The sequence below is a fragment of the Erwinia tasmaniensis Et1/99 genome, assembly GCF_000026185.1.
Lineage (GTDB): Bacteria > Pseudomonadota > Gammaproteobacteria > Enterobacterales > Enterobacteriaceae > Erwinia > Erwinia tasmaniensis.
Window position 1 is genome coordinate 2743063 of record NC_010694.1, and the last position, 23174, is coordinate 2766236.

Genomic DNA, 23174 nt, shown 5'->3' on the forward strand with positions numbered 1-23174 from the left:
TGGCGTTAAGCTGATGCTATACACCTTATAAACTGAAGAGGTTCACGATGAAAGCTGCTGTCGTCACTCACGATCATCAGGTTGATGTGGTAGAGAAAACCCTCCGCGCGTTGCAACATGGCGAAGCCCTGCTCACTATGGAGTGTTGCGGGGTCTGTCACACCGACCTGCACGTCAAAAACGGGGATTTTGGCGATAAGACCGGCGTTATCCTCGGTCACGAAGGGATTGGCGTTGTCAAATCTGTGGGTCCAGGCGTCACCTCCCTTAAGCCAGGCGACCGTGCCAGCGTGGCGTGGTTTTTCAAAGGCTGCGGCCATTGTGAATACTGCAACAGCGGCAATGAAACGCTGTGCCGCGAGGTTGTCAACGCCGGTTATACGGCCGATGGCGGCATGGCCGAAGAGTGTATCGTGGCGGCGGATTATGCCGTGAAGGTGCCTGACGGTCTCGATTCCGCGGTGGCCAGCAGCATCACCTGCGCCGGGGTCACCACCTATAAGGCGGTCAAAATCTCCGGCATCACCCCCGGGAAATGGCTGGTTGTTTATGGCCTTGGTGGCTTAGGTAATCTTGCGCTGCAATACGCAAAAAACGTGTTTAATGCCAGGGTTATCGCCGTTGACGTCAGCGATGCCCAGCTGAAATTTGCCGAAGAGATGGGGGCCGATATGGTGATCAACTCACGCAATGAAGACGCGGCAAAGCTCATTCAGCAACGCACGGGGGGCGCACATGCGGCGGTAGTCACGGCGGTTGCCAAAGCGGCGTTTAACTCTGCGGTGGATGCGATGCGCGCCGGCGGCCGTATTGTGGCAGTCGGACTGCCGTCTGAATCAATGAGCCTGAATATCCCGCGCCTGGTGCTGGACGGCATCCAGGTCGTGGGCTCGCTGGTCGGCACGCGTGAAGATTTAGCTGAAGCCTTCCAGTTCGCGGCTGAAGGCAAGGTGGTACCCAAAGTTACCCGCCGTCCGCTACAGGATATCAACGCGATCTTCCATGAAATGGAGAGCGGCAAAATCGTTGGCCGTATGGTGATTGACTTTAACCGTACTCATTAAACCCGCGCCGTACTGATTAAAAGCCATAGCCCACAAAAAAGCCCTGAAAGTTCAGGGCTTTTCATATACTCACTTCAACTTATTTGCGGCGCCAGCGGGTGCCACCGGCACCGTCTTCCAGCACGATGCCCATCTCGTTCAGACGGTCACGCGCCACGTCGGCCTGCGCCCAGTTTTTCTCGTTGCGTGCATCGATACGCATCTGGATCAGCGCTTCGATCTGCGCCACTTCTTCATCGTTGCTGTTGGCACCGCTTTGCAAGAACTGCTCCGGGTCCTGCTCCAGCAGGCCCAGTACGCCGCCCAGCACGCGCAGGCGCGCCGCCAGGCCATCTGCCGCCGCCGGGGCTTCCGCCTTCATGCGGTTAACTTCACGCGCTAAATCGAACAGCGCCGAATAGGCTTCAGGCGTATTAAAGTCATCATCCATCGCCTCACGGAAGCGCGTCTCAAACTCTTCACCGCCGGCCGGGGTAGCACCGGTATCCGTGTTACGCAGCGCGATATACAGGCGCTCCAGCGCTGAACGCGCCTGGTTGAGGTTATCTTCGCCGTAGTTCAGCTGGCTGCGATAGTGGCCGGACATCAGGAAGTAGCGCACCGTCTCAGCATCGTAATGCTCCAGCACATCGCGCACGGTAAAGAAGTTGTTCAGCGATTTCGACATTTTTTCACGGTCAATCATCACCATGCCGGAATGCATCCAGTAGTTCACATACGGGCCATCGTGAGCGCAGGTGGACTGGGCAATCTCGTTCTCATGGTGCGGGAACATAAGGTCAGAGCCGCCGCCGTGAATATCGAAGTGCTCACCCAGCTGCTTGCAGTTCATCGCCGAGCACTCAATGTGCCAGCCCGGCCGGCCGTTGCCCCACGGAGACGCCCAGCCGGGTTCGTCGGCTTTAGACATTTTCCACAGCACGAAGTCCATCGGGTTGCGCTTCACGTCGGCAGCCACCTCAACGCGCGCGCCGGCCTGTAGCTGATCCAGATCCTGACGCGACAACGAACCGTACTGCGGGTCACTGTCGACGGAGAACATCACATCGCCATTGCTGGCAACATAGGCATGCTCACGGGCAATCAGCTTCTCAACCAGCTCGACGATCTCGGTAATATGGCGCGTGGCGCGTGGCTCAAGGTCCGGCGGCAAAATATTCAGCGCGGCGAAGTCCTTGTGCATTTCGCCAATCATACGGTTGGTCAGCTGCTCAATGGATTCGCCGTTCTCCTGCGCACGTTTGATAATTTTGTCATCGATATCGGTGATGTTACGCACATATTTCAGCTGATAGCCGCTGTAGCGCAGGTAGCGCGCCACCACATCAAAGGCGGCAAAGGTTCTGCCGTGGCCGATATGGCACAGGTCGTAAACGGTAATACCACACACGTACATGCCGATTTTACCGGCATGTATGGGTTTAAATTCCTCTTTTTGACGACTCAGGGTGTTGTAAATCTTTAGCATTGAGACATTCCGTTTTAAGCGTGTGTGGGTTAACGATAAGCAGGTTAATGAGACATTCTGACGTATTTTTTCGTGCAGCGCTACGCAAAGCAGGGTTATCCGCCAGCCCCGTTATGCAGCATTGCTGACGAGCTATCACAATTTGTGATATAAAAGCCGTCTGCCGCCAGGGGAGGACTTTTGTCTGCACTTCCGGCGCCCACTGTTAAATACTGCAACCCTGACAGGATGAGAAAATGGTTACTTTCCAGACTAATCATGGCGATATCGTCATCAAAACTTTTGACGATAAGGCCCCGGCTACCGTAAAAAACTTCCTTGAATACTGCCGCGAAGGCTTTTACGACAACACCATCTTTCACCGTGTGATCAACGGTTTTATGGTCCAGGGCGGTGGTTTTGAGCCAGGCATGAAGCAGAAAGACACCAAAGATGAGATCCGTAACGAAGCCAGCAACGGCCTGAAAAACACCAAAGGCACTTTGGCAATGGCGCGTACCCAGGCACCACACTCGGCGACCGCCCAGTTCTTTATCAACGTGGCCGACAACGACTTCCTGAACTTCCGTGACGAAAGCCTCCAGGGCTGGGGTTACTGCGTGTTCGCTGAAGTGGTTGAAGGGATGGACGTGGTTGAGAAGATCAAAGCCGTCTCTACCGGCCGCAGCGGCATGCATCAGGATGTGCCAAAAGATGACGTGATCATTCAGAAAGTGACCGTCAGCGAATAATGCCGCACACGCTGTTTATCGCAGATCTCCATCTGTGTTCTGAAGAACCGGCAATCACTGCCGGTTTTCTGCATTTTTTGCGACGTGAAGCACAGCACGCCGATGCGCTGTATATTCTGGGCGACCTGTTTGAAGCCTGGATTGGTGACGACGATCCCAACCCGCTGCATGCAGAGATTGCTCTGGCACTGCGCCAGCTCGATATCCCCTGCTACTTTATTCACGGTAATCGCGACTTTCTGCTGGGCAAGCGCTTTGCTCGTGCGTCCGGCATGACGCTGCTGCCGGAAGAACAGGTGCTGGAACTGTATGGAAAACGTCTGCTGATCATGCACGGCGATACGCTGTGCACTGACGATAGCGGCTATCAGCGTTTTCGTCAGAAGGTACAGCAGCGCTGGCTGCAAAAGCTGTTCCTCGCCCTGCCGCTGTTTGTGCGCCAGCGTATCGCGTTAAAAATGCGTGACGGGAGTAAACAGGCAAACAGCAGTAAAGATATGGCGATCATGGACGTTAACCCGCAGACGGTAACGGAGACGATGGTTCGTCACAACACGCCGCTGCTGATCCACGGCCATACGCATCGCCCGGCGGTACACCCGCTTGAAATCAATGACCGGCCGGCACAACGCCTGGTGCTGGGAGCCTGGCACCAGCAAGGCTCTATGATAAGAGTCAGCGCCGATGAAACCCGGCTGATTTCCTTCCCCTTCTGAAGCGCTATTAGCGGCCATTTCGCGCTACGCAACCGTTTTCCTTGCCGCGCAGTCGTGATATTCTCTCTGCCCTTCCCACCCGGTAGCCAGCCTCTGCGCTGCCACGGTGACGTTTTACAATCACAGGAGTCAGACCCGCATGTCATCCAACGCCACACCGGCCCGCATTGCTATTGTTATGGGTTCCAAAAGTGACTGGGCCACCATGCAGTTTGCTGCGGAAGTCCTCACCAGCCTGGACGTTCCGTTTCACTGTGAAGTGGTGTCAGCCCACCGCACGCCGGACAAGCTGTTCAGCTTTGCCGAACAGGCGACGGATAACGGATATCAGGTGATTATTGCGGGTGCAGGCGGCGCGGCGCATCTGCCGGGGATGCTGGCGGCGAAAACGCTGGTGCCGGTACTCGGCGTGCCGGTACAGAGCGCCGCGCTGAGCGGGGTCGACAGCCTGTATTCCATCGTGCAGATGCCGCGCGGCATTCCGGTCGGCACGCTGGCGATTGGTAAAGCCGGGGCCGCCAACGCCGCCCTGCTGGCGGCGCAAATTCTCGCCCTGCATGACGGTGGCCTGGCGCTGCGCCTCGCGAACTGGCGACAGGCGCAGACGGACGAGGTGCTGAACAACCCGGATCCGCGGGAGGAAGCATGAAGCCGGTCTGCGTATTAGGCAACGGTCAGCTCGGGCGCATGCTGCGCCAGGCCGCTGAACCGTTGGGGATCACCGTTTATCCGGTCGGCCTGGATGCCGAACCACAGGCGCTGCCGATTGCGCAAAGCGTCATCACCGCCGAGATTGAACGTTGGCCGGAAACCGCGCTGACACGGGAACTGGCCGATCATCGCGCCTTTGTTAACCGCGATATCTTCCCGCTGCTGGCAGATCGCCTGACGCAGAAGCAGCTGCTCGACCGTCTGGGCCTGGCAACGGCCCCCTGGCAGCTGCTCTCCTCGTCCGACCAATGGCCGCAGGTGTTTTCTGACCTCGGTGAACTGGCGATCGTCAAACGCCGCACCGGCGGCTACGACGGCCGTGGCCAGTGGCGTCTGCGCGTCCACGAAACCGCTACGCTGCCGGGTGAATGTTACGGCGACTGTATCGTCGAACGGGGTATCAATTTTTCAGGTGAAATGTCGCTGGTCGGCGCGCGCGGCCATGACGGCAGCACGGTGTTCTACCCGCTGACTCATAACCTGCATCAGGACGGTATTCTGCGCACCAGCGTTGTGCTGCCAGCCGTCGATGCACAGCACCAACAGCAGGCTGAGCGCATGCTGTCGGCGATTATGAATGAGCTGAACTACGTTGGCGTCATGGCGATGGAGTGCTTTGTGGTGCCGGAAGGCCTGCTGATCAATGAGCTGGCACCCCGCGTGCATAACAGCGGTCACTGGACGCAAAACGGCGCGTCCATCAGCCAGTTTGAACTGCATCTGCGCGCCATTCTCAACCTGCCGCTGCCTGCCCCGGTGGTCAATACCCCGGCAGTCATGGTCAACCTGATCGGCACCGATCTCAATACGGCATGGCTCAGCGAGCCGCTGGTGCACCTGCACTGGTATGAGAAAGAGGTGCGTGCCGGGCGTAAAGTCGGCCATCTTAACCTGGCTGATGCCAGCCCACGGGCACTGAGCAGCGCGCTCACTGCTCTGGTGCCCATGCTGCCTGCGGAATATGCCAGCGGTATCGCCTGGGCCGTGGATAAACTCGCCTAAGCCAGTAACCCGGCGGGCTGCAAAAATGAAAATTTCACGCCCGCCGCGTCATACGGCTCCCCGTCAGCCCGCTTCATACCTGCGGAACAGCGCCCTGCCCTTCAGCAGGCGCACGCCCAGCCAGCCGCCGCACAGCGACAGCAGCAGCGCGCCGGTTAACGGCAGCGCCAGCCACAGCACAAAGTCCGGCTGCCACGGGAAGTCAAACACCTTGCGCTGCAATCCCCACAGCGCCACCTCAGCCCCGATGGTCGCCGCCACGCCCGATACCACGCCAAGCAGCGCAAACTCGCACCACAGCGTGGTACGCAGCAGCTTCTTGCTGGCGCCCAGCGTACGGTAGACCACCAGCTCCTGACGCCGCTGATGCATTCCGACCTGGATCTGTGCCAACAGCAGCAGCACGCCACAGGCGGTCACCAGCACCACCATGATCTCCAGCGCCTGACTCACCTGCGCCAGCACCTGTCCTATCTGGCGTAAGATCGTGCCAATATCCAGCAGGCTTAAGGTTGGAAACTGGCGGTTGAGCTGCGCCAGCAGCGCGTTATTGTCATTGACGCGGAAGCTGGTCAGCCAGCTCTGCGGCTGATTGTCGAGCGCGCCGGGCGGGAAAATGATAAAGAAGTTGGGCTTCAGGCTTTCCCAGTCCACCTTACGCAGACTGCTGATTTTAGCGCTGAACTGCTGGGTATCCCCGGTAAAGGTTAACGTATCGCCCAGCTTCACTCCCAGCCGTTCGGCCAGCCCCTGTTCTATCGAGACTTCGCCTTTCTGCGGCGGCCAGCTGCCTGCGGTCAACGGGTTGTGCCCCGGCAGGTCTTTTAGCCAGGTCAGATTCAGTTCACGGTTGAGCGATTCATCCCGTGCCGGATCTGCCGGCTGCTGATTAATGCCGGTTAGTCGTGCGCGCACCACCGGGTAGAAGGTTTCCGGCTGCACCTGATGCCGTTGCAGGAAAGACGTCACCTGCGGCACCTGTTGCGCGGTGATATTGAGCAGGAAGTAGTTCGGGCTGTCCGGCGGCAGCTGCTGCTGCCACCGGTCCAGCAGATCGCCACGCATCACCAGCAGCAGCGCCAGCAGCATAAACGACAGCGAAAATGCCGCCAGCTGGCTAAGGGTGGTCCAGGGCTGGCGCAGCAGGCGGTTAACCGCCAGGCGAAACGCCAGATTGCGCAGCGTCAGGCGCCTAAGCAGCAGCAGGCCGCCCCAGCCAATGGCCCCCAGCAGCAATGACAGCAGCACAATCCCCGCCACCAGCGCCCACAGCAGCTTGCTTCCCCCCACCAACAGCGCCAGCAGGCCGATCACCACCAGCAACATGGCTGGCAGGTAGAACTTCAGCGGCCAGATATTCGCCACCGCGTCACGGCGCAGCACGCGCAGCGGCTGGGTGGCCAGCAGCAGGCGATACGGCCGGAGTCCTACCAGCAGCGAAATAGTAAACAACGACCCCAGCGCCCACAGCCACGGCCAGCCGCTGGCGGCCGGTAACTCTCCCGGTAACACCGGGCGCAGCATGCGCAGCAGCAGGGTTTCAAAACCGAGGCCGATTGCGCTACCGACCACTCCAGCCAATAGCAGTACCGCCAGCCACTGGCCGACGATCAGCTTACGCAGGGCGTAGCGGTTTGCGCCCAGCGTTTTCAACACCGCCACCAGATCGTAACGGCTGCGGCAATAGTGGTTCATCGCCACCGTCACTGCGGCAATCGCCAGCATCAGCGTCAGCAGGGCCGACAGCAGCAGAAACTGCTGGGCGCGCTGCATCGATTTACCCAACGCGTCATCGGAGTTTTCAACGCTGACCCAGCGCTGTTCAGGGGTCAGTCGTGTGGCAATGTAGCTGTCATATCGCGCCAGCTGTGCCGGCGTACCGGAAAATTTATAGCGCCAGGTCACCCGACTGCCGGGCTGTACGGCGCCGGTTTTCTCCACATCGGCGAGGTTCATCAGCAGCCGTGGCGCGGTCTGAAACGGATTAAAGCCGGCGTCCGGCTCCTGAATCACCTCTCCGCCGATCCGCAGCGTGGTATCACCCACGTCGAGGTTATCTCCGGCTTTACGATCCAGCAGATCCAGCAGGCGCGGCGCGGCCAGCACCGTACCTACCGCCGGTTTTAGCCCGGCGGGGGCGGTCGACAGCAGGCCAAACATCGGGTAGAGGTCGTCCACCGCCTTGACCGAAGCCAGTTGCGGGGTATCGCCGGCAAAGGCCATGGTCATAAAGGTCAGCTGCCGCCCAATTTGCAGCCCTTCGGCCCGCGCCTGCTCCAGCCACTGCCCAGGCACCTCGTTGGCGCTGCTCAACGTGCGGTCACCGGCCATAAAATCACGGCTCTGCTGCGTCAACCCTTTTTCCATGCGGTCGCTCAGGGAGCCGAGCGCCAGCACGCAGGCCACCGCCAGCGTCAGCGCCAGCCAGACGATCAGCAGCGAGGGGGATTTCCACTCGCGCCAGAACCAGCGCCAGATCATACTTCCTCCCACAGCTTGCCGTCACGCAGACGCAGACGCCGATCGCAGCGCGCGGCCAGCTGCTCATCGTGGGTAACAAGGATCAGGGTAGTGGCGTGATCCCGGTTCATGCTGAATAACAGGTCCACAATACGCTCGCCGGTTTTACGATCGAGATTGCCGGTGGGCTCATCGGCAAACAGCAGCGCCGAGCGACCGTTAAAGGCGCGGGCAAGCGCCACACGCTGCTGTTCACCGCCGGAAAGCTGGGCAGGTAAATGGTCAAGGCGCTCGCCGAGGCCAAGCTGGGCCAGCAGCGCGGCCGCCTGTTCACGGCTCTGCCTGTCGTTCTCACCGCGCAACAGCGCCGGTAGCTGCACGTTCTCACGGGCGTTGAGGGTAGGCACCAGCATAAACGACTGGAAGACGAAACCGACATTTTGCGCGCGCAGCTCCGCCCGCTGTTCCTCATTCATTTTATGCAGCGGCTGGCCGAGCATCATGACTTCTCCCGCACTGCCGTCATCCAACCCGGCCAGGATCCCCAGCAGCGTCGACTTGCCCGATCCCGACTCGCCGATCAGGGCAATGGTTTCAGCCGGTTTGACAACCAGCTCAACACCGGTAAGGATTGAAAGCTGATGCTCACCCTGACCCACGGACTTACTAAGATGATGAACTTCAAGAATGTTTTCCGCTGGCATTACCCGTTCCTGTTTTTAATGGCTTTTATGACGCTGCGCGCGGCGGCGGCGGATACGCTGCTGGTGCTGGGCGACAGTCTGAGCGCCGGTTACCGCATGTCCGCCAGCGCCGCGTGGCCCGCGTTACTCAATGAGAAATGGCAAAAATCCCCTGCTATCATTAACGGTAGCATAAGCGGCGATACGACGGCACAGGGACTGGCCCGACTTTCGGCGCTGCTGGAGCAACATCAGCCGCGCTGGGTGCTGATTGAACTGGGTGGCAACGACGGTTTACGTGGGTTTCCTCCGCAGCAGGTTGAGCAGGATCTGAATCAGGCCATTGCTCAAATCCAGGCGGCAAAGGCGCAGCCGCTGCTGATGCAGGTGCGGCTACCGGCCAACTACGGCAAGCGCTACACCGATTCATTTGCCGCCATTTATCCCAGACTGGCCAGTCAGCATGCGATCCCGCTGGTGCCGTTTTTTATGGAGCAGGTCTATCTGAAGCCGGAATGGATGCAGGACGACGGCATCCACCCTAATCCATCGGCCCAGCCTTTTATTGCCGATCTGATGGCAAAACAGCTGGCTCCCTTAGTTAAGCATGAGGCATCGCGTAGCGTGGGGAATGACGGGTAAAGTTATGAAAAAAAGATCAAGTTAGATTAGTCGGGGGGAGTCATTTTATAACCTGTAGCGATGTAGTGATTTTATCACTACATCGTTTTCGATATACCATGGAAATTTGTTGCTATACTATCCGCCTGACTTAGTTTTTTATCCAATCGGAATAGATTAAGAAATGAAAGATAAATTTAAAGGTTTTTATAGCCCCAAAGATGATGATATTCAAAAAATCTGGAACTCTGATAAAACACTGTTTATTTTTGACGCAAACTGCTTATTAAATCTCTACAAATGTGAACCACAAACGCGAGATGACATATTCAACGTTATGGAAAATATCTCTGATAGATCAGGGTTCCCATTTCAAACATGTTTTGAATATCAGCGTGGCAGAATAACTGTTATAAATGAAAGTATCAAAAAGCTCAACGATATCAAAGGTAGCTTAAAGAAAATAGGGACTAATACAGAAAATGCCCTTTCTGATAATGGGGTGAAAATTCATCTTTATACACGTCTTGCAGAGGAACTTAGTAAATTTCAGGAAGAAATTAATAAACCCCTGACGGATTTTATTAAAAATCATATTGAGCCTAGATTGCAATCTGCTATTTCAATATCAGAGAAAGACTTCATTAGAGAAAAAATTGATAGCATTGTGCTGGATAAATGTGGGGAAGCTCCTGACCAAGAGCAGATTAATAAAATAAATTCCGAGGGTGAAGATCGTTATCGTAACTTTACTCCTCCGGGTTTCAATGACGAAAAAAAATCTTCAAGATCATATTACTCAGGCGTCTTCTTTGAAGATAAATTCGGCGATTTATATTTATGGAAGGAGGTCATTGAAAAATCTAAGTCAGAAAATGTGAAAAATGTAGTTTTGATTTCAGATGACAGAAAATCAGATTGGTGGTATATACCGGAAAAAAATAAACCCAAGGGCCCTCTTGAAGCCTTGCAAACTGAAATATATAAAAACTCACATATTGAAAACTTTAAACTGCTAAATCAATCAAGTTTTTTATACGAAGCAAAAAAGTACCGCAAAGGCATAAATATACATGAGGAATCTGTTAAAGAAATTCAAGCTATACAGTCTGAAAATCACGATGAATTTATAAAAAAATACGAAGCCAGTGATTTAAGTAGACATCAAAAAAATAAAATTATGAAACTTTTTTATGGTGAAAACGAATACAATACAGTCAAGTATAATCCCAAGTTCATTGACCGGGAAATCCCTTTAGTAAGTTTTACTGAAAGCTCTAGCCATATTCCATCACAAGATAGAAAATTAACTTATGCAAGCAATGTTCTGGAGCACGAAATAAATGAATTCTCTAATAGATTATCAGAACTTACATCTCAATTTTCAGAATTAAACTACAAGAAGAAAAATTACCATGATGATGAATTTGAAGAAGTCGACTATCAACTGCAGTATGAAATTAAAAAACTCCTATCCCGCATCCAGATAAATATAAAAATATTGAAAAATCATAAACATCAATTAGAATTTTTTAACACGAATACAACAACGACATTAACCTCTGACCTTTATTCTGACCTCAGAGAATGTGCAGAAAAGATTGATATACTGAGTAGCTTTCGCATGTGATGTTTACATAGGAAAGCTTTTTAGCTCACTTTCATTAAAAATTCCAATTTTCATCATCACAATCAAGCCACTGATTTTAAGTGGCAAACTAATTAAAAATATTATTTTCGAACACCCTATAATTCTTGAATCAGCACAAGAAAACAGACAAGCTGAATTAACCAAAAATGTAAGCTTTACTAATACACATCAAGAATTTCTGGGAATGTCTTTTCAAAATGAATTGATGTACATCTCCTAACCTCCACTTAAATGACACACATATATCAGAAATACACTTTGTAAAAAATATAAAATCTTGATGTTTTCCAAACTCAGCATGCCGATAAAAAATTGGCATAGTAATACCACGCCTTAACCTTGCCAAAGGTAAAAAATTTCCTAATAGGATTTTACCTACCCCTTCCAATAGCCCGCTTTGGCCGAATCAATCAACAGCTGAATAGTCAGAGGATCGTGCGGTTTTCTAAAATCCTCTGGGAATACTGTTCAAATTTTATATCAGTCGGATCTATATTGAAACGTTCCACATATTTCTCCAGCAGTTCGTAGGCATCAATAGGATCCATACGGAAGTCTTCATTCAAGTCCGTTTCATATGTCAGTTTAAAGCGCTTAAAAGTAAGCAGGCTTCGACCATTGTATTGTTCGATAAGCTCAAACACGGCCCTCTCGATATCGGTGATTACCATATTTGATCGTCCTTGCTGACAATCCGATGATAAATTACCATAGATTTATATCCTATCTGCGCAGCATCAGCCCCTAGCCCCCCCCCAGCCAACGACGGGTATTGTTCGCCCGACCAATGTCGCCAACTTATAGGTCATGACCCTTTCAATTGCGGAGGAATCGTACAAATTTCGTTTTAAGTGATGATAACGATGCAGTGGCGCATCTCCTACAAAAAGCATATTAAAATCAGCTAAACTATCCATTAGTAATGATTTTCCTGATTGTTCAAGAGCACACAAAGTTATGCAAAAAAGTATCGTGATCACCGGCAGTTCCAGCGGTATCGGCCTGGTGGCCGCTAACGACCTGCTGCGCCGTGGCTACCATGTGATTGCCGCCTGCCGTAAACCGCAGGACGTGGAGCGGATGAACCAGCTGGGGTTCAGCGGCGTGCTGCTGGATCTTGATGATGCCGCCAGCGTGGCGCACGCCGCGGATGAAATCATAACGCTTTGCGATGGCCGTCTGTTCGGCCTGTTTAACAACGGGGGATTCGGTCTGTACGGCCCGCTGCAATTGATATCGCGCCAGCAGCTGGAACAGCAGTTCGCCACTAATCTGTTCGGCACCCACCAGCTTACCATGCTGTTGCTGCCAGCCCTGCTGGCTTCGGGCTGCGGGCGCATTATCAACACCAGTTCGGTAATGGGGCTGATCTCTACGCCCAAACGCGGTGCCTACGCCGCCAGCAAATATGCGCTGGAAGCCTGGTCCGACGCCTTGCGTATGGAGCTGCACGGCAGCGGGGTGCGCGTCAGCCTGATTGAGCCAGGGCCAATCAGCACCGGTTTCAGCAATAATGTTCAGCAGGCGCAGCAGGACAAGCCGGTAAAGAACCCGGGCATTGCCGCACGCTTTACCCTGCCTCCGGAGGCAATTTTACCCAAGCTGCGCCATGCGCTGGAAAGCCGCCATCCACGTCTGCGCTACCCTGTGACCCTGGTCACACACAGCATCAGTCTGTTACGGCGTTTGCTGCCGGGCTGGATGATGGATCGGATTTTACGCCAGAATTAAGCGCCGGGCCTTGAAGCACCGCCGCTCGCCCCAATACAGTACTAAACTTACGTAAAAAGAGACGAATTGATGTCATCACAAGCGCAGATTGTCGAGATTAATGAAACTAACCTGCAACAGACTCTGGAACAGTCGATGCAGATCCCCGTCCTGTTCTATTTCTGGTCAGAGCGCAGCCAGCACTGCCAGCAGCTGACGCCGCTACTGGGCCGTCTGGCGCAGGAGTATGCAGGTCAGTTTATTCTGGCAAGGCTGGATTGTGATGCCGAACCGGCCGTAGCACAGCAGTTTGGCCTGCGTTCAATTCCAACCGTTTACCTGTTCCAGAACGGCCAGCCGGTCGACGGTTTCCAAGGGCCGCAGCCGGAAGAAGCGGTACGCGCCCTGCTGGAAAAGGTGCTGCCAAAGGAAGAAGAGCTGAAGGCGCAACAGGCCATGCAGCTGATGGATGAAGGTAAAGCTATCGAGGCCCTGCCGCTGCTGAAAGATGCCTGGGCTCTGAGCAAACAGCGCAGCGATATCGGTTTTCTGCTGGCGGAAGTGCTGATCGGCCTTAACCGCAGTGAAGAGGCAGAAGCGGTGCTTAAGGTGGTGCCGTTGCAGGATCAGGACACGCGCTATCAGGGGCTGGTGGCACAGATTGACCTGCTGAAACAGGCAGCGGATACCCCGGAGATCCAGCAGTTACAGCAGCAAATTGAGGCCGAACCGGACAATGCGGAGCTTGCAACCCAACTGGCGTTACAGTTTCATCAGGTTGGACGTAATGAAGAGGCGCTGGAACTGCTGTTCAGCCATCTGAAAAAAGATCTTTCCGCCGCCGATGGGCAGGCGCGCAAAATGCTGCAAGAGATCCTCGCGGCGCTGGGTACGGGTGACGCGCTGGCCGCAAAATATCGCCGCCAGCTTTACTCGCTACTCTACTAATCGTGGATTTTTAACAGAAGGTTTTTCAGGACTTTATCGGGGCGAACCGCCGTTCAGGTTCGCCCGTCAACGCAGTCGCAGGGGAAAGCGACCGCTCCCACACGTTGAATAACAATCTGGAGGTTATCTCTATGCTGGCTGCTATCCCCGTCCTTATCGTACTGGCCCTGATCGTCGTCTGGTCAGGCGTTAAAATCGTTCCTCAGGGTTTTCAGTGGACGGTCGAACGTTTTGGCCGCTACACCAATACCCTGCAACCGGGCCTGAACCTGGTCGTGCCATTTATGGACCGTATTGGCCGCAAAATCAATATGATGGAGCAGGTACTGGATATCCCTTCACAGGAGATCATCTCGAAGGATAATGCCAGCGTGACCATCGACGCCGTCTGCTTTATTCAGGTGATCGATCCGGCGCGTGCCGCCTATGAGGTCAGTAATCTGCAGGTGGCGATCATCAACCTGACCATGACCAATATGCGCACCGTATTAGGGTCGATGGAGCTGGATGAAATGCTGTCGCAGCGCGACAACATCAACACCCGCCTACTGCAAATCGTCGATGAGGCCACCAACCCGTGGGGCATTAAAATTACCCGTATTGAGATCCGTGACGTACGCCCCCCTGCCGAGCTGATTGCTTCGATGAATGCGCAAATGAAAGCCGAACGAACCAAACGCGCCGATATTCTCGAAGCCGAAGGCGTACGCCAGGCGGCAATTCTGCGCGCCCAGGGCGAGAAACAGTCGCAGATCTTGAAAGCTGAAGGCGAACGCCAGTCGGCGTTCCTGGCAGCCGAGGCGCGTGAACGTAGTGCGGAAGCGGAGGCACAGGCAACCAAAATGGTCTCTGAAGCCATTGCCGCCGGCGATATTCAGGCCATTAACTATTTTGTGGCGCAAAAATATACCGACGCGCTGCAACATATAGGCTCTTCAACCAACAGCAAAGTGGTGATGATGCCGCTGGAGGCCAGCAGTCTGATGGGGTCGATTGCCGGTATCAGCGAACTGTTAGGTGAAAGCAAACAGGAGCGTAAACGCTGATGCTCGACGCGCTGTTAGCAAATCCGTGGTGGTTATGGCTGACGCTCGGCGGCCTGCTGCTGGCTGCCGAAATGCTCGGCGCCAGCGGCTATCTGCTGTGGAGCGGCGTGGCTGCCGTTCTGGTCAGCCTGCTGGTGTGGCTGGTGCCCTTGCCGTGGGAATGGCAGGGCCTAAGCTTCGCTGCGTTAACTATCCTTGCGGCCCTGTGGTGGCACCGCTGGCTTAAGAGCCGTGAGCAGCGGCAACCTCCCTCCACGCTCAATCAGCGCGGCCAGCAGCTTATTGGTCGCCAGCTAACGCTGGACGCCGCGCTGGTAAACGGGTTCGGCCATGTGCGCATTGGTGACGGCAACTGGCGCGTGCAGGCCGAGGACGATCTTCCCGCCGGCACACGGGTAGTTGTCGTGGCGGTGGAAGGAATTACGCTGCGCGTGGCGGTAAGCCGCGTTTAACCCGCCTTGATCGCGTGGCGGCAGCCGGACAGATGATCCATTATCGGACACTCCGCGCCGTCGTCGCCAGGACAGCTGGCGGCCAGGTCGAGCAGCTTTTGGCGCATGAGCTGCAGCTCGCTGATATGAGCCTCGATTTCTGCCGCTTTCTCCAGCGTGCGTGCTTTCACGTCCGCGCTGTGTCGCGCCGGGTCATTAAACAAGCCGATCATTTCCCGACACTGCTCCAGATTAAACCCCACCTGGCGGGCCTGACGCAGCAGCGTGAGCTCCTCCAGGTGCTTCGCGCTGTAGCTACGGTAGCCATTTTCAGTGCGCAACGGGGGGGTAACCAGACCTTTCTCTTCATAAAAGCGGATTGCTTTACTGGTGAGTCCGGTCTTTTTTGCCACATTGCTAATGTTCATGGTTGCTCCTTGACCTTCCCCTTGATGGAAGGTTTAACCTCCATCATTAATGTAAAACCGCCCTGGGTCAATCAGGAACAACAGGAGAAGTACTATGCCGCAAACCACCCTACTGACGCTGGACGGATTGTCCTGCGGGCACTGCGTAAAGCGGGTAAAAGAGGCGCTGGAGCAGCGCGCGGACGTGGAGCAGGCGGAAGTCAGTATCGCCGAAGCGCGCGTGATAGGAAGCGCCAGCGCCGAGGCGCTGATCGCCACGGTTGCCGAAGCAGGCTATCACGCCAGCCTGGTTGAGGCAGCAACGCCCCCAAAGCCTGACCCGTTGACAGACTCAGACATTCAGCCGGAAGCGCTGACAGCGGCAAAAACCGAGCTTCCGGCACAACGCCATGACAGCTATCAGCTGCTGATCGACGGCATGAGCTGCGCCAGCTGCGTGAGCCGGGTAGAGAATGCGCTGCAACATGTTCCCGGCGTCAGCCAGGCGCGGGTCAATCTGGCCGAGCGTAGCGCGCTGGTCATGGGTTCCGCGTTGCCGTCCGCCTTGCTCGACGCGGTCAGTCGCGCTGGATATAGCGCAGAAATCATCGAAGACGAGACGGAACGTCGGGAAAAACAGCAGCAAAGCGCGCTGGCCGCGGTAAAGCGCTTCCGCTGGAAGGCGGCGCTGGCATTAACGTTGGGTGTTCCTTTGATGATTTGGGGAATGCTCGGCGACAATATGATGCTCACCGCAGACAATCGCGCCAGCTGGCTGGTTGCAGGAATACTGACCCTGCTGGTAATGATCGTTGCCGGCGGCCATTTCTACCGTAGCGCATGGAAGAGCTTGTTAAATCGCCGTGCGACGATGGATACGCTGGTCGCACTGGGCACCGCCGCCGCCTGGCTCTACTCTGTCACCGTTACTCTCTGGCCTGACCTGTTTCCGATGGCGGCACGCCACCTCTATTATGAAGCCAGCGCGATGATTATCGGCCTGATTAACCTCGGCCACATGCTTGAACAGCGTGCGCGCCAGCGTTCGTCACAGGCGCTGGAAAAGTTACTCGACCTCACGCCACCCACCGCGCGCGTAGTGACTGAAACAGGCGAACAGACTCTGCCACTGGGTGAAGTCCAGCTGGCGATGACGCTACGCGTCGTGACCGGCGACCGCATACCGGTAGACGGCACCATTATTCAGGGTGAGGCCTGGCTGGACGAAGCGATGCTCACCGGCGAAGCGATCCCGCAGCAAAAATCAGTGGGAGACACCCTGCATGCCGGAACCCTGTTGCAGGACGGTAGCGTGCTGTTGCGAGCGGGCGCTATCGGCAAAAATACAACCCTGGCGCGTATCATTCAGCTGGTGCGTCAGGCACAAAGCAGCAAGCCGGAGATCGGCAAACTGGCGGATAAAATCTCTGCGGTATTTGTTCCGGTGGTGGTGGCGATAGCGCTGCTAAGCGCCGCCGTCTGGTATCTGTTCGGCCCAGCACCTCAGCTGGTGTACACGCTGGTCATTGCGACTACCGTGCTGATTATTGCCTGCCCCTGCGCGCTGGGTCTTGCCACGCCGATGTCGATTATTGCCGGCGTAGGGCATGCCGCCGAGTTCGGCGTGCTGGTGCGCGATGCCGATGCGCTGCAACGCGCCAGCACCCTGGATACGCTGGTTTTTGATAAAACCGGCACGCTGACCGAGGGTTCGCCGCGCGTGGTCGAGATTGTGCTGTTGAGTGATGCCAAACGCCCGACGGTGCTGCGACAGGCCGCCGCGCTGGAACAGGGCGCAAGCCATCCGCTGGCCCGTGCCATCGTTGAGCATGCCGGGCTGACAGCGCTGCCGGAGGTGGCACAATTTCGCACCATAGCGGGTAAAGGCGTAAGCGGTGTTGTCGACGGCACCGCCCTGCTGCTGGGTAATGCCGCGCTGATGGCACAGCAGCACATTGCTACCGATAGCGTCGCGCCAACGATCGCAGAACTGGCAGCACAAGGCGTCACGCCGGTTCTTCTGGCGGCGGACGGCGAAATAGTGGCGCTGTTTGCCATTCGCGATGCGCTTCGTAAGGAGAGCGTCAGCGCGCTACAGCGCCTGCACAGGCTGGGCTATCGCCTTGTGATGCTCACCGGCGACAATGAAATAACCGCCAATGCCATTGCGCGCGAAGCGGGTATCGAGCGCGTCATTGCCGGCGTGCTGCCGGACGGCAAAGCGGCGGCCATCAGCGCTCTGCAGCAGCAGGGGCGGCAGGTTGCTATGATTGGCGATGGGATAAATGATGCTCCGGCGCTGGCCCAGGCGGATGTGGGTATTGCCATGGGCAGCGGCAGCGACGTGGCGATTGAGACGGCGGCGATCACGCTGATGCGCCAGGATCTGAATGCGTTGGTGGATGGGCTGGCCATTGCTAAGGCTACGCTGCGCAATATGAAGCAGAATCTGTTAGGGGCCTTTATTTATAATGCCTGTGGTATTCCGCTTGCCGCCGGGGTGCTTTACCCGTTCACCGGAACCTTGCTTAGCCCGGTCGTGGCCGGGGCAGCAATGGCGCTTTCGTCAATTACCGTAGTGAGTAATGCCAATCGCCTGATCCGCTATCGTCCGCCGAAATGACCCACGGTGGCGCGTTTATGGCTGTCGAACCACGGCCGTTCGCGTTAGCATGGTGGCAATAAGCGAAAGAGGTGAAACATATGGGAACACTGGTGCACAGGCTGCTGCGGCTGTGGCGCGGGCTTCGCACGGCAGACTATCGCTACCCTGCTGTGGACATCACCCTGGGAACACGCCAGCTGCACCTGGTGGGAAGTATTCATATGGGAACGGGCAATATGAAGCCGCTCCCGGCACTGCTGACAGACAGGTTACGGCACGCCGATGCGTTGATTGTCGAAGCGGATATCTCCACCGGCGCTTCCCCCTTTAACGACAGTGAAATATGCCCGCCGCTGGCGCAACGTCTCTCTGAGCAGCAGCTGCACCAGCTGCAACGCCGCTGTGAAGAGTTGGATATCGATCCTCTGCGGATAGATACGCTGCCAGCCTGGCAAATTGCGCTAATGTTGCAGGCCCAGCAGGCACAACGGCTCGGCCTGCGTGCCGACTGTGGCATTGACTATCAGCTGCTACAGGCCGCACATGCGCAACAAATAAAGGTTGTCGAGCTTGAGGGGGCGTTAACCCAGCTGGCGCTGCTGAACTCACTGGCGGATAACGGCCTGACGCTGCTGGAAGACACCCTGAAACACTGGCAGACCAACGCCCGTCTGCTGCAAACGATGATAAGCTGGTGGCTGGAAGCGCCGCCGGGTCGCGCGGGCAAGCCTGATCTGCCCAGTACGTTTAGCAGCAGCCTGAATGATTTGCTGATGACCCAGCGCAATCTGCGATGGAGCCAGTTTATGCAAGGGCTGCCGCCGGGCCGTTACGTGGTCGCCGTTGGCGCACTGCATCTGTATGGCGAGGGTAATCTGCCTGACCTGTTAAACGGCGGCTAAAAAAAGGGCCGATATTGCTATCGACCCGTCAAATAAGGACATCATTATGATTTTAGTTATCGTTCCTGCATTTAGCCGAAACGGGTGCTGATTGTCGCTCAAAGTGTAGCCATGTACCAGCGTTTTTATTTATCAATCGTTCATACGGTTCGCAGCACACAACGGAAGGTCTGTAATTATGACACCTGCGGTCAAACTCCTCGAAAAACAAAACATTGCTTTTATGCTGCATTTTTACGAACACGAAGACAGCGAAACCCACTTCGGCGATGAGGCGGTGCGCAAGTTAAATCTTGATGCAAACCAGGTCTATAAAACCCTGCTGGTGGCGCTGAATGGTGATAATAAAACTCTGGCTGTCGCGGTGACTCCGGTTGCCGGGCAGCTGGACTTAAAGCAGGTAGCCAAAGCTCTGGGGGCCAAAAAGGTAGAGATGGCCGACCCGCAGTTCGCCCAACGCAGCAGCGGCTATTTGCTGGGCGGTATCAGCCCCATCGGCCAGAAAAAGCGCCTGCCGACGATAATTGACGGCAGCGCACGGCAGTTTGCAACCATTTACGTGTCCGGCGGCAAACGTGGGCTGGATATCGAAATGGCACCACAGGATCTGGTACTGCTGCTCAGCGCCCGTTTTGCCGATATCGCCTTACCCAAAAAATAATATCCCGTTTACAGACAACCCCACTGCTGGCGCAGAAGGATAAAAGAGACCAGAGGGCTAATCTGGCCGCTGGGCGATAAGCCGATCGATCATCCACTGCCCTGCCGGGCCGGGAGGTGAGCGGCGCGAGCTGACCACATCAACCTGTATATTCTGCGGCCAGCCCACCAACGGCAGTTCACGCAACAGCTGGTGACCAAACTGCCTGGTGAGCCAGCGCGGTAATATACTCCAGCCGAAACCCTGCTCGGCCATCTCCAGCAACAGCAGATAGGAGGATGCCAACCAGACTTTTCCGGCAGGTATCGGCATCCGCTCCACCCAGTTATTCAGCCGCAGTTCGCGCACCTTGCTCAATTCTGCCTCCGTTATCTGTGCCTGGCGCGCCAGCGGATGATCCTGATGCAGATAAATCGCCATTTCCGCTCCGACCTGCAGACGCTGTACGTTCACGTCGGGCGGATAGTGCTGTTGCGCGCGCAGTACGCCGATATGCGCCCGGCCACTTTGTAGCAGATCGATCACATCTTCGTTTTCCGCAATCATGCACTCAAACTCAATATCGGGGTAGCGGCTGGCAAAACGTTGCAGCAGCAGTGCATGGTAGTCTGCCTGCCAGAAATCGGTGGTCGCCAGCCGCAAACAGGGTTCCACCTCCCCCGCCAGACGCACCGCCAGACTGTCCAGCTGCGCCGAAGCGCCAAGGATCTCCTTCACCTGCACCAGCGCACGCTGACCGTTTTCGGTCAGTACCGGGCTTCGGGCAGTGCGGTCAAACAGCATAAACCCCAGATCGCTTTCAAGGTTTGCAACAGCGGTGCTGATGGTCGACTGGCTTTTGCGCAGCGCGCGCGCCGCAGCGGAAAATGAACCACTTTCCACGGTCTGCACAAAGGCCTCCAGTGATTCCGGTGAATAACGCACTGATATATCGCTTTTGTCGATGGGTTATCATTTTATCTTAGCAAATAAAACGAGGAGAGTAGCGCTCATCATTGATTAAGGAGGACATATGTCTGGTCGTACGCTGAAAGAGCGGTTTTATCATGCCGCCGGCTTTGAATTGATGGCTATTCTGCTGGTATCACCGCTGGCGGCCTGGGCAATGGATAAACCGCTGTTCCAGATGGGCGCACTGGCGATTGTACTGTCGACGGTCGCGATGATCTGGAACATGGTTTATAACGCGGGTTTTGATCGACTTTGGCCTCGTGGCAAGGTGAAACGCGGTGTGATGTTGCGTGTACTGCATGCGCTGGGTTTTGAGGGGGGCTTTATTGCTATCGGTCTGCCGATCGCGGCGTGGATGCTGGGCGTCACTCTGTGGCAGGCGTTTCTGGTGGAGGTGGTCTTCTTCCTGTTTTTCCTACCGTATACGATTTTTTATAACTGGATATATGACAAGGTTCGTGATCGCCTGATGCCGTCATCCCGCAAACCCGCGCTGAACAGGCTGGATTAACGCGCGCGGTGGAGATAACCCACAATCAATCACATTTCCCTGAGGCGGCCTGCTTAACGGCCAGGCCGCCCTTTCAGGGACGGAACTAAGGCTTTACCGCCTCCGCACTATCGCCTGCCGCTGCATTGAGAGCCTTCTTCAGATAAACAATTTCCCCGTCAGGCTGATAGCTGGCCGCATCAAGGGGAGAATGGCTCTGAATGTACTGTTTCAATACTTCAGCATCGACAAATCCGCTGTTCACGTAGCTGGGCAGGTTATCCACCTGCGGATAGCCGTCGCCGCCCGTGGCGTTGAAACTCAACATCGCGATACGGTAGGTTTTATCCGCTGACAGCGGCTTACCGTCGATCTTGATATCACTCACCCCGGAACCATCGGCGACCAGGCTAATGCCGGAGAACTGTGCGTAGGCACCGGAATCCACCTGCTTGTTGGCGACGACCGCAAGATATTTCTCGACCTCACTGCCCTTCATGTCAACCCAGGCCAGGGTATTACCAAATGGCTGCACCTTCAATACGTCTTTATAGGTGATAGTACCGGCTTCAATCGAATCACGTACCCCACCACCGCTCATCAGCGCAAAATCAGCCCCAGCACGTTCTTTCAGGCCGGCAAGGATCAGGCGGGACATATTCGTCTGCACAAAACGGACCTTGTTGCGGTCGCCTTCAAGATGACCGTTGACGCTGCCAATTTTCACTCCCAGCTGGGCCTGCCCCTTTTGCTGGAACGGCGTCAGTAGCTTCTGCACCCCTGGGTGTTTAGGTATTTCCGCCGTGTAGTTCACCCAACTGGTGCTACCGTCAGCATTTTTTACTTTGTGCTTCAGATTGATCGGCACCAGCTGATAGTTAACCAGCGTCAGTTTGCCATTACGGAAGGTAAAGTCAGCCCGGCCAATATATTTGCCCCACTCATGGGCCTGTACGATCCAGGTGCCGTTCTGGCGATCCGGCGTGCAGGGGCTACCCGGCACATAATCTGCCTGTTTCAGGTTTTCTTTGGCCATACAAACCGGGTCCTGTGAATGACCTCCGACGATCATATCCAGATAGCCTGCGGGCAGTTCCCGTGCCATCTCGACATCGCCCGGTGCGTTAGATCCGTGCTGCCCGTTGTCATAGTGCCCCATATGCGTTGCCGCGATGATCACGTCGGGTTTTTCATTTGCACGCAGCTCTTCGACTACCGCTTTGGCTTCCGTTGCGGGTTTATGGAACTGGATATCGGTGAAGTATTCCGGGTTACCGATCCGTGCCGTATCGTCGGTGGTCAGGCCGATAACGGCAATCTTCAGGCCCACACGGTTAAACAACGCGTAGGGCTGGAACAGACGTTTTCCGGTGCTTTTCTGGTAGATGTTGGCCGAAAGCAGGGGGAACTTTGCCCATTTTTGCTGCTGGCGCAGCACCGGAAGCGGGTTATCAAACTCATGATTGCCGATCGCCATCGCATCGTAGCCAATCATATTCATTGCGCGAAAATCCGGTTCAGCATCCTGCAAATCGGACTCCGGTACGCCGGTATTGATATCGCCACCGGAGAGGATCAGCGTTGCGCCGCCGTGGGCCTGCACCTCGTAACGGATCTGGTCCATCATGGTTTTCTGTGCTGCCAGGCCATATTCATCATGCTCGTTTGGCCAGAAGCGTCCGTGGTGATCGTTGGTATGCAGCACGGTAAATTTGTAGGTTCGGTCTTTTTCCCAAGCCTGAGCCATCAGCGGTACGCTTAATAATGCGACCGTCATGACGCCGGCAAGACTTCTTTTGAAAATTGCCACTCGCTTCTCCTTGTTAAATCCCCAGAATGTGAAAATTGAGTTGTTTTTTATGATGCCCGGCAGATTATGCCGCAGGAACACTACTAAAAGGTCATCGCTCTGACTT

Annotated in this window: 21 protein-coding genes and 1 pseudogene; 15 read left to right on the forward strand and 7 right to left on the reverse strand. The window is 55.5% G+C overall.

Annotated elements, in window-relative coordinates; all coding sequences use genetic code 11:
- The first annotated feature begins 47 nt into the window (after positions 1 to 47).
- A complete protein-coding gene (gene adhP, locus ETA_RS13375; RefSeq protein ID WP_012442150.1) occupies positions 48 to 1064 on the forward strand; it encodes an alcohol dehydrogenase AdhP in 1017 nt (338 codons plus the stop codon).
- A gap of 79 nt (positions 1065 to 1143) precedes the next feature.
- Here the strand turns inward: adhP and cysS are convergent, their stop codons facing one another.
- Complete coding sequence (gene cysS / locus ETA_RS13380) at positions 1144 to 2532, reverse strand: cysteine--tRNA ligase (protein WP_012442151.1); 1389 nt, start codon at positions 2530 to 2532, stop codon at positions 1144 to 1146.
- A 236-nt stretch (positions 2533 to 2768) separates the two neighbouring features.
- On the opposite strand from cysS, the gene ppiB reads away from it, so the two are divergent.
- The 4 genes from ppiB (at position 2769) to purK (ending at position 5692) form a co-directional block, all read left to right on the forward strand.
- A complete protein-coding gene (gene ppiB / locus ETA_RS13385; protein WP_012442153.1) occupies positions 2769 to 3263 on the forward strand; it encodes a peptidylprolyl isomerase B in 495 nt (164 codons plus the stop codon).
- Positions 3263 to 3979: a UDP-2,3-diacylglucosamine diphosphatase gene (lpxH, locus tag ETA_RS13390; protein WP_012442154.1), complete on the forward strand. Its 717-nt coding sequence runs from the start codon at positions 3263 to 3265 to the stop codon at positions 3977 to 3979. Before ppiB ends, lpxH begins: the two co-directional genes overlap by 1 nt.
- A gap of 139 nt (positions 3980 to 4118) precedes the next feature.
- The gene (gene purE / locus ETA_RS13395) at positions 4119 to 4628 is read left to right on the forward strand and encodes a 5-(carboxyamino)imidazole ribonucleotide mutase (RefSeq protein ID WP_012442155.1); all 510 of its coding nucleotides are present in this window, start codon (positions 4119 to 4121) and stop codon (positions 4626 to 4628) included.
- On the forward strand, positions 4625 to 5692 hold the full coding sequence (gene purK / locus ETA_RS13400) for a 5-(carboxyamino)imidazole ribonucleotide synthase (protein WP_012442156.1): 1068 nt from the start codon (positions 4625 to 4627) through the stop codon (positions 5690 to 5692). The genes purE and purK overlap by 4 nt, the downstream gene beginning before the upstream one ends.
- Positions 5693 to 5755: 63 nt before the next feature.
- Here the strand turns inward: purK and ybbP are convergent, their stop codons facing one another.
- Together ybbP and ybbA are read right to left on the reverse strand one after the other, a co-directional pair.
- The gene (ybbP, locus tag ETA_RS13405; protein ID WP_012442157.1) at positions 5756 to 8173 is read right to left on the reverse strand and encodes a putative ABC transporter permease subunit YbbP; all 2418 of its coding nucleotides are present in this window, start codon (positions 8171 to 8173) and stop codon (positions 5756 to 5758) included.
- Positions 8170 to 8856 (reverse strand): putative ABC transporter ATP-binding protein YbbA, encoded by a 687-nt coding sequence (gene ybbA / locus ETA_RS13410; protein WP_012442158.1) that lies wholly within the window; start codon positions 8854 to 8856, stop codon positions 8170 to 8172. Before ybbA ends, ybbP begins: the two co-directional genes overlap by 4 nt.
- Here ybbA and tesA point away from each other — a divergent pair.
- Complete coding sequence (gene tesA, locus ETA_RS13415; protein WP_193345516.1) at positions 8824 to 9477, forward strand: multifunctional acyl-CoA thioesterase I/protease I/lysophospholipase L1; 654 nt, start codon at positions 8824 to 8826, stop codon at positions 9475 to 9477. The two genes, ybbA and tesA, sit on opposite strands and share 33 nt — an antisense overlap.
- 163 nt (positions 9478 to 9640) lie before the next feature.
- Positions 9641 to 11086: a PIN-like domain-containing protein gene (locus ETA_RS13420; RefSeq protein WP_012442160.1), complete on the forward strand. Its 1446-nt coding sequence runs from the start codon at positions 9641 to 9643 to the stop codon at positions 11084 to 11086.
- A gap of 396 nt (positions 11087 to 11482) precedes the next feature.
- Here the strand turns inward: ETA_RS13420 and ETA_RS13425 are convergent.
- Positions 11483 to 11778: pseudogene (locus tag ETA_RS13425) on the reverse strand (DUF1493 family protein).
- 286 nt (positions 11779 to 12064) lie between these two features.
- Here ETA_RS13425 and ETA_RS13430 point away from each other — a divergent pair.
- The 4 genes from ETA_RS13430 (at position 12065) to ETA_RS13445 (ending at position 15263) form a co-directional block, all read left to right on the forward strand.
- Positions 12065 to 12838 carry an SDR family oxidoreductase gene (locus ETA_RS13430; RefSeq protein ID WP_012442162.1) on the forward strand — a complete coding sequence of 258 codons (774 nt, stop codon included), beginning with the start codon at positions 12065 to 12067 and terminating at the stop codon, positions 12836 to 12838.
- 69 nt (positions 12839 to 12907) lie between these two features.
- Complete coding sequence (locus ETA_RS13435) at positions 12908 to 13765, forward strand: co-chaperone YbbN (RefSeq protein WP_012442163.1); 858 nt, start codon at positions 12908 to 12910, stop codon at positions 13763 to 13765.
- A 131-nt stretch (positions 13766 to 13896) separates the two neighbouring features.
- Positions 13897 to 14811 carry an SPFH domain-containing protein gene (locus ETA_RS13440; protein WP_012442164.1) on the forward strand — a complete coding sequence of 305 codons (915 nt, stop codon included), beginning with the start codon at positions 13897 to 13899 and terminating at the stop codon, positions 14809 to 14811.
- Positions 14811 to 15263: an NfeD family protein gene (locus ETA_RS13445; protein ID WP_012442165.1), complete on the forward strand. Its 453-nt coding sequence runs from the start codon at positions 14811 to 14813 to the stop codon at positions 15261 to 15263. Before ETA_RS13440 ends, ETA_RS13445 begins: the two co-directional genes overlap by 1 nt.
- Here the strand turns inward: ETA_RS13445 and cueR are convergent.
- Positions 15260 to 15670 carry a Cu(I)-responsive transcriptional regulator gene (cueR, locus tag ETA_RS13450; RefSeq protein ID WP_012442166.1) on the reverse strand — a complete coding sequence of 137 codons (411 nt, stop codon included), beginning with the start codon at positions 15668 to 15670 and terminating at the stop codon, positions 15260 to 15262. The genes ETA_RS13445 and cueR overlap by 4 nt on opposite strands.
- A gap of 94 nt (positions 15671 to 15764) precedes the next feature.
- On the opposite strand from cueR, the gene copA reads away from it, so the two are divergent.
- The 3 genes from copA to ybaK all read left to right on the forward strand — a co-directional run bounded on the left by copA (position 15765) and on the right by ybaK (position 19817).
- Positions 15765 to 18272, forward strand: a complete 2508-nt coding sequence (copA, locus tag ETA_RS13455) for a copper-exporting P-type ATPase CopA (RefSeq protein ID WP_012442167.1) — start codon at positions 15765 to 15767, stop codon at positions 18270 to 18272.
- 80 nt (positions 18273 to 18352) lie between these two features.
- Positions 18353 to 19156: a TraB/GumN family protein gene (locus ETA_RS13460; protein ID WP_012442168.1), complete on the forward strand. Its 804-nt coding sequence runs from the start codon at positions 18353 to 18355 to the stop codon at positions 19154 to 19156.
- Between the two features lie 178 nt (positions 19157 to 19334).
- Positions 19335 to 19817 carry a Cys-tRNA(Pro)/Cys-tRNA(Cys) deacylase YbaK gene (gene ybaK, locus ETA_RS13465; RefSeq protein ID WP_012442169.1) on the forward strand — a complete coding sequence of 161 codons (483 nt, stop codon included), beginning with the start codon at positions 19335 to 19337 and terminating at the stop codon, positions 19815 to 19817.
- A gap of 57 nt (positions 19818 to 19874) precedes the next feature.
- Here the strand turns inward: ybaK and ETA_RS13470 are convergent, their stop codons facing one another.
- Positions 19875 to 20741 carry a LysR family transcriptional regulator gene (locus tag ETA_RS13470; protein WP_012442170.1) on the reverse strand — a complete coding sequence of 289 codons (867 nt, stop codon included), beginning with the start codon at positions 20739 to 20741 and terminating at the stop codon, positions 19875 to 19877.
- Between the two features lie 88 nt (positions 20742 to 20829).
- On the opposite strand from ETA_RS13470, the gene ETA_RS13475 reads away from it, so the two are divergent.
- A complete protein-coding gene (locus ETA_RS13475; RefSeq protein WP_012442171.1) occupies positions 20830 to 21279 on the forward strand; it encodes a multidrug/biocide efflux PACE transporter in 450 nt (149 codons plus the stop codon).
- An 85-nt stretch (positions 21280 to 21364) separates the two neighbouring features.
- Here the strand turns inward: ETA_RS13475 and ushA are convergent, their stop codons facing one another.
- Positions 21365 to 23062, reverse strand: a complete 1698-nt coding sequence (gene ushA, locus ETA_RS13480) for a bifunctional UDP-sugar hydrolase/5'-nucleotidase UshA (protein WP_269446414.1) — start codon at positions 23060 to 23062, stop codon at positions 21365 to 21367.
- Positions 23063 to 23174 lie beyond the last annotated feature (112 nt).